The organism is Brevibacillus formosus (assembly GCF_003013405.1).
Lineage (GTDB): Bacteria > Bacillota > Bacilli > Brevibacillales > Brevibacillaceae > Brevibacillus > Brevibacillus formosus.
Window position 1 is genome coordinate 319,036 of record NZ_PXZL01000004.1, and the last position, 15,153, is coordinate 334,188.

The 15,153-nt window shown below is 47.4% G+C and carries 12 protein-coding genes; 5 read left to right on the top strand and 7 right to left on the bottom strand.

From position 1 onward, the window contains the following. Positions 1–119 precede the first annotated feature (119 nt). A complete protein-coding gene (locus tag C7R91_RS06035) occupies positions 120–734 on the bottom strand; it encodes a PH domain-containing protein (RefSeq protein WP_047071397.1) in 615 nt (204 codons plus the stop codon). A 141-nt stretch (positions 735–875) separates the two neighbouring features. Continuing rightward, positions 876–1,433, bottom strand: a complete 558-nt coding sequence (locus C7R91_RS06040) for a nitroreductase family protein (RefSeq protein WP_047071395.1) — start codon at positions 1,431–1,433, stop codon at positions 876–878. Between the two features lie 406 nt (positions 1,434–1,839). On the opposite strand from C7R91_RS06040, the gene C7R91_RS06050 reads away from it, so the two are divergent. Then, entirely contained in the window at positions 1,840–2,220 is a 381-nt protein-coding gene (locus tag C7R91_RS06050; protein ID WP_047071393.1) for a RidA family protein, read from the top strand. Between the two features lie 60 nt (positions 2,221–2,280). Here C7R91_RS06050 and C7R91_RS06055 read toward each other — a convergent pair whose 3' ends face one another. Further along, positions 2,281–4,806 (bottom strand): SEL1-like repeat protein, encoded by a 2,526-nt coding sequence (locus C7R91_RS06055; protein WP_047071392.1) that lies wholly within the window; start codon positions 4,804–4,806, stop codon positions 2,281–2,283. A 639-nt stretch (positions 4,807–5,445) separates the two neighbouring features. Here C7R91_RS06055 and C7R91_RS06060 point away from each other — a divergent pair. From C7R91_RS06060 to C7R91_RS06075, 4 genes are read left to right on the top strand one after another with little or no spacing between them, the layout of a single operon-like run. Continuing rightward, positions 5,446–5,973 (top strand): TlpA family protein disulfide reductase, encoded by a 528-nt coding sequence (locus C7R91_RS06060; protein WP_047071390.1) that lies wholly within the window; start codon positions 5,446–5,448, stop codon positions 5,971–5,973. 20 nt (positions 5,974–5,993) lie between these two features. Continuing rightward, a complete protein-coding gene (locus C7R91_RS06065) occupies positions 5,994–7,796 on the top strand; it encodes an ABC transporter ATP-binding protein (RefSeq protein ID WP_047071388.1) in 1,803 nt (600 codons plus the stop codon). Positions 7,797–7,800: 4 nt separating this feature from the next. Continuing rightward, positions 7,801–8,373: a MauE/DoxX family redox-associated membrane protein gene (locus C7R91_RS06070; RefSeq protein ID WP_047071387.1), complete on the top strand. Its 573-nt coding sequence runs from the start codon at positions 7,801–7,803 to the stop codon at positions 8,371–8,373. 34 nt (positions 8,374–8,407) lie between these two features. Next, positions 8,408–9,031: a thioredoxin domain-containing protein gene (locus C7R91_RS06075; protein ID WP_047071385.1), complete on the top strand. Its 624-nt coding sequence runs from the start codon at positions 8,408–8,410 to the stop codon at positions 9,029–9,031. A 145-nt stretch (positions 9,032–9,176) separates the two neighbouring features. On the opposite strand, the gene C7R91_RS06080 is transcribed toward C7R91_RS06075, so the two are convergent. The 4 genes from C7R91_RS06080 to C7R91_RS06095 all read right to left on the bottom strand — a co-directional run bounded on the left by C7R91_RS06080 (position 9,177) and on the right by C7R91_RS06095 (position 15,090). Further along, complete coding sequence (locus C7R91_RS06080) at positions 9,177–9,914, bottom strand: PIG-L deacetylase family protein (RefSeq protein WP_047072009.1); 738 nt, start codon at positions 9,912–9,914, stop codon at positions 9,177–9,179. Positions 9,915–9,924: 10 nt separating this feature from the next. Next, the gene (locus C7R91_RS06085; protein ID WP_047071383.1) at positions 9,925–10,941 is read right to left on the bottom strand and encodes an N-acetylglucosamine kinase; all 1,017 of its coding nucleotides are present in this window, start codon (positions 10,939–10,941) and stop codon (positions 9,925–9,927) included. Then, the gene (gene argH, locus C7R91_RS06090; RefSeq protein WP_047071380.1) at positions 10,941–12,449 is read right to left on the bottom strand and encodes an argininosuccinate lyase; all 1,509 of its coding nucleotides are present in this window, start codon (positions 12,447–12,449) and stop codon (positions 10,941–10,943) included. Before argH ends, C7R91_RS06085 begins: the two co-directional genes overlap by 1 nt. A 109-nt stretch (positions 12,450–12,558) precedes the next feature. Then, positions 12,559–15,090: an NEW3 domain-containing protein gene (locus tag C7R91_RS06095; RefSeq protein WP_047071378.1), complete on the bottom strand. Its 2,532-nt coding sequence runs from the start codon at positions 15,088–15,090 to the stop codon at positions 12,559–12,561. Between the last annotated feature and the right edge of the window lie 63 nt (positions 15,091–15,153).

Below are 15,153 nucleotides of genomic sequence, written 5' to 3' on the forward strand. Positions count from 1 at the left end.
TGCCACTCCTTCCCGTACAGCTGTTTGGGTTGCTCGTTTTGAACTACTTGTAAGAGTAGGAGCTTGACGAAGATTTCGCTTGAATATAAAAGAGCCTCTTTGAAAGAGGCTCTTCCATTTTAGTTATGAATATATTTTTCAAAGACTTTCCCAAAGTCTTTAACGACATACTTGTATCGGATGTCCTCCAGCCAATCGAAGGTGTATTGGTTGATAGACTTGAATTGTGAAGCTACGTCTGCTTGCTGGCCAGTTACGCGGCCCAGTGTGCTTTGGGCGACGTGGAGGCTTTCTTTTGCATGCTGGAGCGCAAGTTCGTTATCGTGCATAATCGAGGCGATCTTCACAAGGGCTTTGTAGAGGTCTTTTAGCTCCTCCAAATGCTTTTTGTTGACATCGATTGAGTAGTGCTCATTGCCCATCGTGAACTTGATTTCTACATCCAAATCGACGGTTCCGGCTGTTTCCAAATACACGTTAGAGATTGGGTGTGTATGGTAGGAATAGCGGCGCAGCATGCGTTTTTTGCTGGTGGCACTCGTTCCATCCAGATGAACCAGCCCCAGATTGGTGAAGCAATACTCGTCGGACTTTGATTTGATCAAAAAATAGATTTTCTCATTGTCCTCGTGCATGATGTAATCATCAGCGTCCACCTTGTCGTAATCTGCTGGTTTTACCACGATTCCTACATTGCTCAAGCCGAGCGCGTCTGCGGCAAGCTTTCCAAACATGATCTAACAGCTCCCCTCGTTATGTACGGTGTAACCTTTACCATTTATACGTGCGTGGGGGGACTTAGTTGCAAACAACTACAGTGCTTCACCCAGTTTTTCTTTTCCGTTCCGTGTTTTTCAAAGAAGCCAGCTGGAGCATTACAGCCAGGTCGTCTTTTCTTCCGCTGCTACCCGACTGGTCTCAGGAGCATCTGCCTCGGGATAGCCAATGAACAGTGTACCCACGACCTTTTTATTTTCAGGCGATCCGAGGAATTCCAGCAAGCGCTCGTCGCGAACCAAGCCGATTCCTCTCGTGCGCCATACCATGCCAAGCCCCAATTCCTTCGCTGCCAGCCACATGGAGTGAATCGCGCAGCAAACCGCGTATTCGTTATCCTCTGAGGATGCTTCATCCCCTGGGATCACATCAGCAGTCGCGACAATGACGAGCGGTGTTTTTTCCAGGACGGTTAAGGAATCCTGCACGAGATTCGGCTTGGTCGGAAAACGCTCCAGCAAAAATTCCTTCGCGATTGCCTCGAACCGCAGCTTCGCTTCTCCTCTGATCACGTAAAAATGCCACGGCTGACGCAAGCGGTCGTTCGGGGCCAACACAGCGCAATCTAGCAACGCTTGGATTTTTTCTGTTTCTACTTCTTTTAGAATATAGTTACGTACGGCTCTTCTGCTTTTGAGTGCCTCTAGTACGGACATACTGGTTCCTCCTCGGTTTACCATTTTCATACGAATCCCAACCATTATATCGAAGGTTATTCGGGTTCGTACAGGTATCTATCAGCGAGCATGTATCGCCGAATGTGCTTGGTGTTCGTCTTTTCTCGCAACATAGATATCATATTGCTTATGATCTTCTTGGGGCAGCATCTCCATGTCTCCCCCTAAATGACGAAGCTTATGAGAGTGAATGCGTGTCCGAAAACGAATGCCATGAGAGCTTAGCTTATTTGCCACACGAATGTATTCTTCATGACCAAACGCAGTGTGGATCAAGCACTTGCACTTGGAAAAAAGGGTGAGAAAAAAGTCCATAAACCACTCCACTCCCTTTCCTTTTGTAGTATATTCCAAGTATTGCGGAAATGAGAGGGGACATTCTACTATGAATCGGAAGAAAATATTCACGGGTTCACCTTGGGAGCCTGTCGTGGGATATTGCCGCGCAATCCGAGTAGGAGACCGCATTGAAGTAGCTGGTACCACCGCCATGAAGGACGGAGAAGTCGTTGGTGTGGGCGATGCCTATGAACAAACGCGGTTCATCCTGGAAACGATTGAAAAAGCATTGCGAGAATTAGATGCTGATTTGTCTCATGTGGTCAGAACGCGGATGTTTGTAACGGATATCAGCAAGTGGGAGGAGATCGGAAAAGCACACGGGGAGTTTTTCCGCGAGATTCAGCCTGTCGCTACAATGGTTGAGGTCAAGGCATTGATTGACCCGCGTCTGCTCGTTGAGATTGAAGTGGAAGCCATTGTTTAACATGCCGGTTAGTAGGAAGCGGACCGACGACTTTTTCTGTCGATCCGCTTTTTGCTTTTTCTACGATTGTGTGAGCTCCTCAGGGATATCAAGACCCGCCTTCTCTGCTTCTTCGAGGTGATGTTTCGCCAGAAGCTCGTCCACATATTGCGCTTCATTCCGGTAAATCCTTGCCAGTTCGATATGTGCATGCGGGTAATCTCTTTCCAAAGCAGCATGAAAATAAGTGATGGCGGCGTCGATATTTTTGGCTGTACCGTAGCCATTATAGTAGAAGATTCCCAAATTATGGGCACTGAAATCGCCGCCTGCTTCGTAATCTTGGTGATAATAATGCAGCGCCTTTTCGAAGTCTCCTTTTGAATCGTACAGATAGCCAAGCCACTCAAAAGCCGGCGAGCCCAATAACTCCCCCTGTTCATAATGCCAGAGAGCCTTGTCCAAATCTTGCGGCACCAGCTCCCCGTCATAATAGGTGGCGCCAAGATTGTTGTGAGCCAGCGCATGACCGTGTTCTGCCGCCTTGCCCATCCAGTATATTGCCTGATCGGCATCAGGCTCCGTGCCTATCCCGTGTCGATAGCAGCAGCCTAATCCATTCATAGCATGGTGGTTGCCTGCCGCAGCCCCTAATTCATACCAGTAAAAAGCTTTATCAGCATCGACGAAGCCTTCTAGATTGTAATACGTATGCGCAAGGTTGTTCATGGATGGGGCATAGCCCTTTTCGGCAGCAAGCGTATCGTATAGAATGGCTTTCTCATAATCGCCTGCTTCATACGCTTCCATGCCCAGGTTGTACAATGTTTCTACCGGGGTGTACTGATCTATGCTTTCACCATCGGATTGCTCCCCTTTGGCATAGGCCAACAGTCGCTTCCGAACCTCGGAATCAAAACAATTGCTGTAATAACGATCTTCGACATCCTCCAGCACGAGTGTTTTATTTGCCCTCGACAGTCCGTACTCGCTTACTAAATAAACGTCGTTGCCCTTGAAGGCATAAGCAAAACCCTCGACCAGATCCTTTTTCACCACCAGATCGAATTCGAAATCACTCCATCGCTTTTCCGGCGATAAGGCAATGCTCCATAATCCATTTCTCTTCAAAGCATACGCATCCTCATGCAGCCAAAAAATGTCCTCATAATCGTCTAAGGGGAATAACCACGCTGGCCGATCGGCATCTCCATGAAAAACGCCTAGCTTTCCATCTTTTTTCGCCAGCACCTGATTGCCCTGCCCTGCCTCCGTATAAACCTGCAAATCAATCAGTCCATCGTATTCATACGGCAACAGAAGGCTCTCCTGCTGCTTGCCGTAAGCGGCGTACTTCTTTCCCTTGCGCAGGACGAGCAGATTCGGAAAATAGGTTTGCCGATTCAGTTTATCGAAGCCGGATGCGCCGACAGTGCCGTCTTTTTTGTACAAGGTGCTGTGGCTGGCATCCTTGTGTGGTTTGACGAGGGTAAGCCCTTCGCCGATATGTTCGACCGCCGCCAGAGGGAATTCCCCTATGCATTTCCAATATTCATTAAAGATTTTCCGATTTTTCCTGCCTTTGACCGCTGTATGGTAAAAGCCGTCCCCACACTTGAAAGCTTCTTCATGCTCAAAATCTATCGTTACAGAACCAGCTTCGTCTAGCACGCCCCACTTTCCGTCTTTCTTTGCCGTATAAAATCCTTGGTAATCAAGCAGTTCTAACTCTTCATAGTGGGTAGGGACAATCGTTTGGCCTTCCAGATTGATCAGACCATATCGACCGTTTCGTTTGACAATGGCACAAGCAGAGCCATATTCAAAATCGTAGGCATCCTCCCACTCCAACGGAATGACGATTCTCCCGGATTTATGTACATAGCCATATTTGCCATCTCTAGCGACTACGGCGAGATCTTCGGAAGCGAAATCGTAAAAGGCATCGAACTGAGGAGCAAGCAATACGTTTCCCTCTGCGTCTTTGAGACCAAGCAAGCCAGCTTCCTCAAAAATCTCTACATCAGGATGTTCTTCATAAGGCTGCCAGATGTGTCCCCAGCCGTATTGGTAGTCCTCATAATTGAGCAGCTCGGCAAAAGAACGAAAGCCCGGGTTCACATCCATCAATTCGGAGTAGTTCAATAGCGAGATGTCATCGTTGTCCATTGCCTTTGTCATGATCTCGTTGTTATGGGCAATAATGGCGCGCAAACTTTCCGCCTGCTCGTCATGAGGGATGTCATCCATATTGAATACGTCCCAGGCGTCGATGTGAAAATACGGAAGCCTTCGTTTTTCCAGATAGCTAAAAAGCTGGTTTCTCGCTTCCAAAAATGCTTCTTTGTTACGGATTAGCCCTTCCTGTCTCTCCAGGAAATCGTAGAATCGCTTCACATTTTCGATGCCTGTCTGCGCGTCGTAAAAGAGTCCGGAATTGTCCGGCTCGGTATGGTTGTTGTAATTGTTTCCAGCGATCAAACCACCTTCTATGAAAAGCGGCTGCAAGAGTAATGGGACCTCATAGCCCCATTCCACCATCATCGTGTCGTTGCCTTGCGCTTGAGAAGGTTCACTGACGTTATATACATAGACTCTGTGTGACATTTCTTCTCTCCCTTTGATTTCCAATTGCTTCTGACCACATTGTAAGCAAATCTAGCAAGGTAAAACAATCCGACTGATGGTCTATCCAATGAAAAAGGCTGACAAGCAAAAATCATGCTGGTCAGCCCAAGACTGTAGAGAAACTCCGTTTTAACGAGTAACGAAAAGAGTTGACAAAACATCCATAGTGAAATGGCGACGGCGTTATCAGGAGTACGGATAGGATTAATATTTGTGAATGCAAAACAAACCTCCAGCTCCACATTTCTCGTGGTTTTGAAGGTTTGTTTGTAGAGGATGATTTAGTATCCTAGCAAATTTTTCGTTTAATGCTGGTACCCTCATCCCCTAAATTATTCTTTTTCCTAGCAGCAAGTAAATTTGAGAGGGTTCTGCAAGTTATGTTTTGCTGTCCCCTTTTCTAAAATACAAAACACATTAACGGTGCAGGGAGGATCGAAACCGATTGTTGAATCTTTCTTGACGCCAATTAACTTTGAAAATTGATCTAACATAGTCATTACCTCCACTTTTTTACATTTTTTACTTTCAATTCAATTATAATAATTGCAACACTTACTGTCAAATGATATATTATTTACAAATATTTACCAAATTAGAGTTTGAGGGAGGGTTTCTGTGTACGTTCTCATTCCACTAACGGTAGCAGTTGCTTTATTCGGCATGCAACTCTATTCATACCGAAAGTTCAGGAATATCATTACTCTCTTTTCTGTAGAAGATTCTTTATTTTCACTTCTAAACCAGTATTTTATCGGTGTAAATCTCAAAGAGTCACTTATATTCCCCACGCATTTTTCACAAACACCAACCATTGTCATGTTCGCTGCCCCCTCATGTGATACATGCCATCACGAAGTAGAAAAATACTTAACCCATATCAAGAAAAAAACAACTAACCTTCCTTTCTTATGTGCGGTTAAGCAGGATGATTCTGACTATCAGCACTTTATTGACACATTTAGCGGAAAAATTACTATGGTTCCCGTCGACAAAAAAACCATGAGCGAATTACAAATCATCAACTTCCCAAGCCTGTTTATTGTTGACTCACAGGGGATCATTCGATACGTAGGACGCTCAGTTGGTGAGCTAGTAGACATCTTGAGGCACAAGGAGAAACAAAAGCTTCACAACATCCAATAAAACTAGAAAAGGTGTTCCTCATGATTGTTCAATCATTTATCAAGCTGTTCGCTTTCTTATGGGCAAATGCCCGGCTACTTCTCACGCTTTTAGTTTGCTTAACTATCATGATTGGTTTACTACCAGTAGCCACCCTATGGCTATCCAAAGAAATGATCAATGAGGTCTCGAAAATCATTCAACTCCAAGTGGGTGATTATCGTTATGCTTTTTTCTTACTCTCACTTCAATTTTTAATAGCGATAGCTACATCTGTGCTTCTCAATATCCAACAATACCTGAATGGAAAGCTTGAAAATGTTTTGGAAATCGCGGCGCAATCACTTGTACTTCAAAAGGTAGAAGCGGTACCGCTTTTCTATTTTGATATTCCCGATTTTTACAATCATTTAGAGAGAGTTCACTTGAATGTGGGCACACGCTTTTTATCACCACTCACGATCCTACTAGAGATCGTTAGAGCCAGTATTACTATTTTCAGTTTCTTGCTCTTTTTGCTTACCGTTCACTGGAGCCTCGTCATTTTAAGTCTGATCGCGGCAATTCCCGTCTTCTTTGTTCAAATTCGGTTTGGCAGTATCAATTATTGGCTCAGATACGGCTTAACCCCCTTAATTCGCGACATACAATATACCAGTTTTTTATTGAAAGATCGGCAGTCAGCCAAGGAAATTCGAGTATTTGGCTTAGGTCAAATGCTACTGAAAAGATGGTCAACCTCCATTACCCACCAGTTCACTGAAACATTAAAGGTGCTGCGAAAGCAACAAGCAACTGAGGTCGGCCTAGATGGGTTTACCGCACTTTTGTACTTTGGGACAGCTGGAATTATCATCTGGTTAATCCGTACCACCTCTATGCAAATCGGCGAGTTTGTAGCAATCGGACAAGCTGTGCAGGGAACACAAGGATTGACCAACCAGCTATCTAACCAGTTAGCCAAAATATTTGGAGAGATTCTCTATATAAACGATTTTTTTCATTTCATCGAATATGAACACCCTGAAAAGGATGCAAGCGACCAAGGCTCGGCTCTCTTTCCTGCACCGCTACAACGGGGCATTTTTATAAAAGGATTGTCATTTACCTACGTGAATACGACAAATCCTGTTCTAAGGGATATTGACTTGCACATACGGCCTGGTGAAAAAATCGCAATCGTCGGTGAAAATGGCTCGGGTAAATCAACCTTAGTCAAATGTGTGATGGGGTTGTATCCCATATCACAGGGTGACATTTCCTTCGATGGCCTCAGTATTAGCCAGATCAAACCTGATGATTTACGCAAAAATATGACGGTGATCTTCCAGGATTTCATCAAATATGCCTATACGTTACAAGATAATATTGGTTTTGGTGATACCGAACGAATAAACGATCTAAAATGGATGCAAGAAATTGCCGCTACAGCTGGCGTGGATCAAATCGTTTCCAAACTTCCAGATGGCTACCAAACCTATTTAAGTCGCTATTTGCAAGAGGGAACCGATCTTTCTGGAGGACAATGGCAAAAAATTGCCTTGGCTCGTGCTCTGTTTCGAAATAGTGATATTGTGATTTTAGATGAGCCAACAGCAGCGCTTGATCCCATGACTGAGCTTTCTGTATACCAACTCGTACGAAAACTGACCGAAAATAAAACAACCCTATTTGTCTCACACCGTATGGCTGCCGCTAAAATGGCAGACCGGATTATCGTGATGAAGGATGGTCAGTTAGTCGAGTCTGGAACGCATGATGAACTGATTGCACGTAATAAAGAATATGCTCAGATGTATCATGCTCAAGCACAATGGTATGCAACACCAGTGGAAAGTAGGTGAAAAATTGGAAATCGCATCCTTTATCTTTCGCATGATTCTAGCACTGTTGTTTATAAGCTCGTCTGTATCAAAAATCAAAAACAGCACGACTCATGCTTCAATGGTAAAAGACTACAAAATACTACCTGAACGATCTATTAGATTTTTTGCCGCCCTCGACACTTATTCTGAATTGTTGATTGGATTGCTACTCATTTTCGGGCTGTACTATTCCTGGGCAGCTCTGGCTGGTAGTGGTTTACTACTCCTGTATAGCGTGGCTATTGTGGTCAATTTATTGCGCGGAAGACGAGAAATATCATGTGGTTGTGGTGGCATCGTCGGCAATCACAATCTATCATGGGTTCTGGTCAGCCGAAACGTTTTGCTCATTGCGATGTGTCTCTGGGTCTATCAACTACAGACCACCTATGGGAATCTCTCATGGGCATTAGAAACAGGAAATTTCAGGACCGTATATGGGGAAGAGTACTGGACGTTAATGATCATCGCATTGTTGTCCACACTTGTGATTCTGATTGGTCAACATCTAGGAAGCATTCGGAAGAAAGTACAGGAGCTAGTCGCACAAAAATAAATATTATTCCCTCACGAAAAAGGAGAGATCCTCTGTGGAAACGTTTATACAATGGTCTGTGATTGCGTTATGGGTATTTGTCATTGTGCAATTCGTCGTTATCTACCTGCTAACAAAACTAGTAGCAGATTTTATCAATAAATTACAAGCAAAAGAAAAAAAACCGAGTGTAGACAACTGGATAGGCTCCAGAGCCCCGGTTCTGATCGATAACAGTCCATCTGGAACAAGCATTGATTTTACAGAGATGAAAAGCCACTCTACACTTGCACTTTTCACGGCAGAAGGTTGTCCCATATGCCAGCAAATCATTCCGCATTTAGAGAAGGTAAAACTACGATTTCCTCAGCTTAAATTACTAGTTGTTTATTCAGGAAAGCTCATTCACGAGACCCAAAACCAGGACGATATTCAGTATATCGACTCTGCCATTTCGTTTTCAATATACCAAATCGATGCCATCCCATCTGCTGTCCTGATCGACAAAAAAGGAATTATCCTTGCGAAAGAATCGGTTCCTACCTTTCATTATCTACTGGCATTGCTTGAAAAACATATGCATATCGAAGCGGACACCTCGGAGTTCATTCCTGCGTCGCTCTCAACAAATCCAGGAGAAAATAAAGCAAATAAAATTGCCCCTCAACCATATTCATGATTGTAGAAAACCTACCATTCATATTTACAGTAAATTAACGCGGTGTCGTGTGTAATTATGATAAATTAAAAAGACTTCCGACTTTTTCGACAGTCTGAGGCTGACCAGCAAAAATCATGCTGGTCAGCCCTTTCTACTTTTTAGACTATAGCTCAATGACAGGAATACTGCCGCCCACACTAACTGGCTCAATCGCCTTGCCCGCTGACCGCACCAAAGTAAAGTACTCATAGCAGCCAATGACGCCAAAGTCCCCATCGATCACACCTGGATAAGCGCGATTCACGGAGTACTCCTGACTGAGGTGAGCCTTCAGCGCCTCTCCTTTTTGTGTCCGATAGCCCGAAATATCGACCTTGCCTGTAATCGGAACCGCTGGCTTTGGACCATGATCCGGGCAATGATCGTAGTAGTGCGGGATCGAAACATAGTACAGATCAGGATATTCTGCCGGAGTTAAGCTCGCTTCGGCTTGTTCGACCGCTCGCGTCGTCGCCTCGCACGTGACGATATGATCGGGATGACCCGTTACCCCGTCCGGCGGAAACGTAACGACGACATTGGGCTTCCATTCCTCTATCGCTTCCCGAATCTTACCCACCAGCTCATCCAGATCGGCATTTTGCAGGGAACCATCCGGGTACCGGAACAATTCGAGACGACTGATTCCGAGCACTTCCGCCGCTGTTTTCAGCTCTAGCTCTCGATGTTTTGCCAGCTTTTCTCTGCAATCGATATCGAATGGACCGCTGCGTCCTTTGCAGCCGGAGGTAATGCACAAATAACATGTCTCATGTCCGGCGTCCTTGCACTTTGCCAACGTTCCCCCGCAGGCAAAAGACTCATCGTCCGGATGGGGAAAAACGACCATTACTTTTTTCATTTCTGGCACCTCACTTGCCTCCCGATTGGCGTTCTAAATAAGCCAATCCTTTTGCTATGACACCGTAAATCGGATCGTTTTGCGCATTTTCGATGACGACCTGCGAAGCGTACTCTCGGACGCGCTCTACGACGATCTCTCGCACGCGATCATCGTTTTGCAAAACGCCTCCCTGCATGATCATCTGAAACGGCTTGGCTTTCATTTGCAATGTATCAATGACCGCCCGAGCAGCATCGAAAAGCTCTTCGCCTGCGACCTGCAAGATAGCCGCTGCCACCTTATCGCCAGCAAGTGCCGCTTGACTGACCAACGGCGACAGCTCTCCTACCTTCTCGACGGAATAATGCTCACTGTACGTCCAGTTAAACAATTCTTCTACGCGTCCCAGTCCAACGTGCGGGAGGAGCAGCTTCTTCAATACAGTCGGCTCGCCGCGGCCATCCGCTGCTTTTAATACCGCCATAATCGCTTGCTTTCCGATCCAGTAGCCGCTGCCCTCGTCACCAACTCGATGCCCCCAGCCTCCTGCTCGCGCTGTTTCCTGTTCATCATTTACACCAAAGGCAATCGAGCCTGTGCCTGCGATGACCAGAATGCCGGGTTTGCCTCCGGTGGCACCGAGCAATGCCGCAAACCCGTCGTTTTCCACAATCAGCTGCTGGACGCGAATACCGAGCTGGTGCAGCACCTTGCTCACCATCCGCGAGATCACCTGTCGATCATACTCCGTGTCCAGGCCAGCGATCCCGAACACCGCGCACTCGATTTCCCATTCGATTGGTCCATCCAGTGTCGGAGTCCCGCTCATAAAGGGGGCAACTGTTTGACGAGCGATCGCATCGTCCAGAGCTTGACTGATCGCTGCAACCAACTCACGAGCTGCCGCTTCCTCCCCGATCCCTTGATAATTGCATGAACCGGAGCGTCCTGCACCGATTTCATTTCTGGAGCGGTCCACAAGTACCGCCAGACACTTGGTGCCCCCTCCGTCCACTGCCAGAAGAGGTATTCGCACCATTGCCATTACCCCACACTCCATTCAGCTGTCATCTGATCTAACCCTTTCATCACATTCGCAATCGCCTGTTTTTTCTGTGCCAGCCATTCTGTTTCCTGCTGGAGAACAGCTTGGCGAGCGGCGATCATGCGCTTCATTTCCTCTGGATTGGGTCCACCAGGAAGCTTGCGGATCATTACGAAATGAACCGGATCAAGCGCCAGACTGAGCTCTTCTGCTGTGAGCGACAGCTCCCGCCCAATTACTTCCACGGCTGCACGGTTTACCAGCTCCAAGCTGATTTGGTTCGCAGCGAGTTGCTCGCTCATCGCTTCTTTTACCACACGACTCACAATATGATGCGATTTGCGGAACGAAAGCTGATCCGTGCGCACCAATGTATCTGCCAGCTCAGTGACGGTCGCAAAGCTGCCCTTTGCCCGCTCCAGGAGGACGTCCTTGTTCACTTCCATTGTACCTACAACGCTCGCCATCAAGCGATACATCTGCTCGAGCACTCCCATGCTCCGCCACGCGTATGGCTGCATGTCATCCTCGGTATCCACGATATCGCCAAAAGGCGTATTGTGCATCATCGTGAGCACTGTCGTCGCATTTCCTGCTGCACTGGACAACAGAGAGCGCATATGCTCAAAGGAAACCGGATTTCGCTTTTGCGGCATGATGGAGCTGATCTGCACGTATGGACTCGCGACTTTTAACCCCGCGAATTCTTGTGTGCACCACAGCAGCATATCTTGAACCGTACGCCCCAAATTGATCGCTGCCAGTTGTACGGCTGTCGCTACTTCCCCCAAATAATCCGCGCCGCAGACTGCATCATAGGAATTTTCCACCAGCTCATCAAATCCGAGCAATTCGCGCATCCTCTCCCGGCTGATCGCAAAGCCAGAAGTCGTCAAGGCCGCGGCCCCCATCGGTGAGCGATTGACTGTGTGATAGGCTTGGATCAGTCGCTTGATATCACGGCTGAGCATGTCAGTAGCCGCCATGATATAATGCGCCATTGTCGTCGGCTGCGCCTGCTGCGTGTGTGTGTAGCCAATCATAATCGTATCCGCATGCTCATTTGCAAAGAGGAGCAAATGCTCTTTCAGATAGAGGGCAGAAGCCAAGGTCACCAACAATTTTTCACGCAGCACCATGCGGTAAATGGTAATCCCCATGTCGTTGCGGCTGCGAGCCAGATGCAGATTTCCTGCCACATCAGGAGCCAGTTCAAGCAAACGGCTCTCTACCTGAAAGAACAAATCTTCAAACTGTCCGGTGTAATGCGATTGGCGCAGCTCTTCCATTTCGATCCCACACAGTGCACCAGCAATTCTTTTGGCCTCATCGTCTGTGAGCAATTCTTGTTCACGAAGCATGATCAAATGTGCCTTGTTAATCGCCATCATCGGATGCAGCAGATGATGCTTCGCTTCATTGAATGCAGGCTCCAAAACCGCCTCCACGTATGTCTTGCCAGGGAAGCTGGCTCCCTCCTGTTGAAAAATTCGCTCTCTGTAATTCATTTTTCTTGCATCTCCTTCCCTATCCATTCGTAAGCTGCTTCTATTTTTGCGTCTGATCTTCTTTTAGGAGGAGGCGACCGCCGAACGATCGCCTTCCCTTCTACTATGATTACTGCTGTGGGCTGATCATGTTGACAAACAAGCGGATCGCACCCGGTACGAGTGACGGAATTTCGCGATACCACACAAGTGAGCTGTAGGTATACGTTCCTTTTCCATACTTGGCAGTGAGGTACGTACCCGTAAATTCCTTCTCGCCTTCATCTCCATTGGAGATTAGCTCTGTGTATTCCTTGCCCCACTCGGATGGGTTGTAAGCGGAACGATCCTGAATCCAGTTGTCCCAATCTTTCTCCGTGATTTTGTTTGGCGAATGGAACAAAGCATGATCAGGCGCCAATACTGTCACTTTGGAGGTTTCGTCTGTGACACGCCATTGAATCAGCGGAGCACCGATTTTGATCGGATAAGGAGCCAGCTCCGGCTTCCATTTATCCTCTGGCTTGTGGTATTGTACGACCAGATTTCCACCGTTTTCCACGTATTTCAGCAAGCGGGCATTCGAAGGTATCAGCTCTGGCCGGAAACCATAAGCGCGAATACCCAGCACGATCGTATCGTATTGATCCAGATCGCCAGACTCGATGTCTTTTGCCGACAGATTCGTCACATCGACTCCCAATTGGGATAAATACTGATCGATATTGTCAAAGCCACTGGATACGTAACCGACCTTCAAACCTTCCGGCACCTTCAGGTCAAATGCCTGGATGGCAAGAGTCGCTGGTTGAACAAAGTAAGTCGTGCCGATATGCGGGTAACGGATGACTTGGGCTCCGTGTCGGCTCTCTTTACCACTGCCAGACGCTACTGCAGTCACCGTATACTTATCCGGTTGGACCGAAGCATCTGCCTTGACCGTAAAGGCAACCGACTTCGTTTCTCCCTTGGCTTCAAAGGCGAGCGGTGCTGCTTGTGGCTCCACGCTCCAGCCTTTTGGCACATCGAGAGAGATGGTTGTTTTCGCTGCACCTGGATTGTAGTTTTTCACCGTAACCTTGACCGGGATTGGCTCCTCTGGCTTCTGCGTATTCAAAACCGTCGCATTTGGACTCAGCACCATAGAAAAAGATGGAAGAACTGCAATGGCATCTGCTGGTGTCACATGGCTATTCGCCGTCGAGCCTGCAAAGCTGTAGCTGACGTCAGCTGTAATGGCAGGAGCGGCATACGGTTGGAACAGAGCAGCATCAGAAGGAACTGTAACATCAAAGGTCGTTTTCACCGTCTGATTGTAGCCGAGCGATGAGAAGCTCGTTGTCGATTGCGGCTTGGCTTGCCAGCCTTTTGGTACATTCAGCGCGAGATGGATCTTCCCGACTTTTGCTTGGCCGCCGTTGTATGCCGTGACCGTAACTTTTGTCGTTTGGCCTGCTACCAGTTCGGTTGTCTCAGGCTTTACTTTGGTTACGAGCGAGAGCGCTTCGGCACTGGCTTTGTTCAACTGGGATTTTTTCACTCCCAAACGATGGCGCAAGTCTGTTTTCGTGTCAGTTGGCAAGGAGGACGCTTCGACTGCTGCCGTCGCTTTTTCCACATCCGCCAGCATCTCATGCGCTTCCTTGGCTACGGAGGCAAAGCTTGGGTACGCAGCAATGACCTCTGCGGCATCCTTTTCCAGCTTTTTCAGTTCGCCTGCGACTTTTTCCCCGCCAGACTGGCTGGCAACTTCCTTCGCTAAATCGTCAAACGAATAGGCAATTCCCTCAAAAAAGTCTGCTTCCTTGTCTTTTGTCTCTACGATGGATTGATCGAGCTTGTAATAATTGAAGCTTGGCCCCTCGTCATAGTGACGTCCCATGCCCTGGCTCTTGTGCATGAAACGGGATTCTTCGCCGAGTTGGACGTAAGAGGCGCCATAAATTTCGTCATAGTCGCCAACAGGCACCTTTACTGTGTAATCCTTTTCCTTTGCAGGCAGATACAGCTTCTTCACCTGCCACGGAGCCAAGCCTTCCTTTGCATGCTGTGGAAAAACGTTTGGATCTGCGGCATCCTTGAATGCCCGTACCGTAATGACATTAATCGCGCGATGATGACCGTGAGTCGAAGGTTCGTTCAAAAATGCGGGAATCACGACATCGGGTCTCAGTGTCCGGATACGGCGAATGAGCTTTTCGTACGCGACATCCTCGCCCCATTTTTGTAAGGTTTCATCCGGGCTTTTGGAAAAGCCGAAGTCAAAAATAGGGTCATCGATTTTTTCACTGAGGTTCTCCAGATGGATGTTCGTGATTTTGGAAGCTTCCTGCAATTCGCGGGTACGAATGATCCCCAGCGCATTGCCCAGCTCGCTGCCTATCTCGTTCTGTCCTCCCTCGCCTCGGTTCGCAATGACACTGGATGTGTCCACCCCTTTGCCAAGCGACAAATACGCAAGCATTGAACTGTGCTCATCGTCCGGATGTGCTCCGGTGTTCATCGCACTGGCAATCGTGGTGAGCGGCTTGATGGCTTTCCACAGGTCGACAACCCCGCGGTCTGCATGGGCGGTCTCGGGTGCTACCGGCATAATCAGACTCGTGGCCAGCACCGCTGCAGTCGTAATCGTGTACAGCTTGGCAAGTTTCCCCTTACTCAATGAACAACTCCTCCATTCCATTCAGATTGATGTCTATATCAATCATGGCGGTCTGTACGTTTG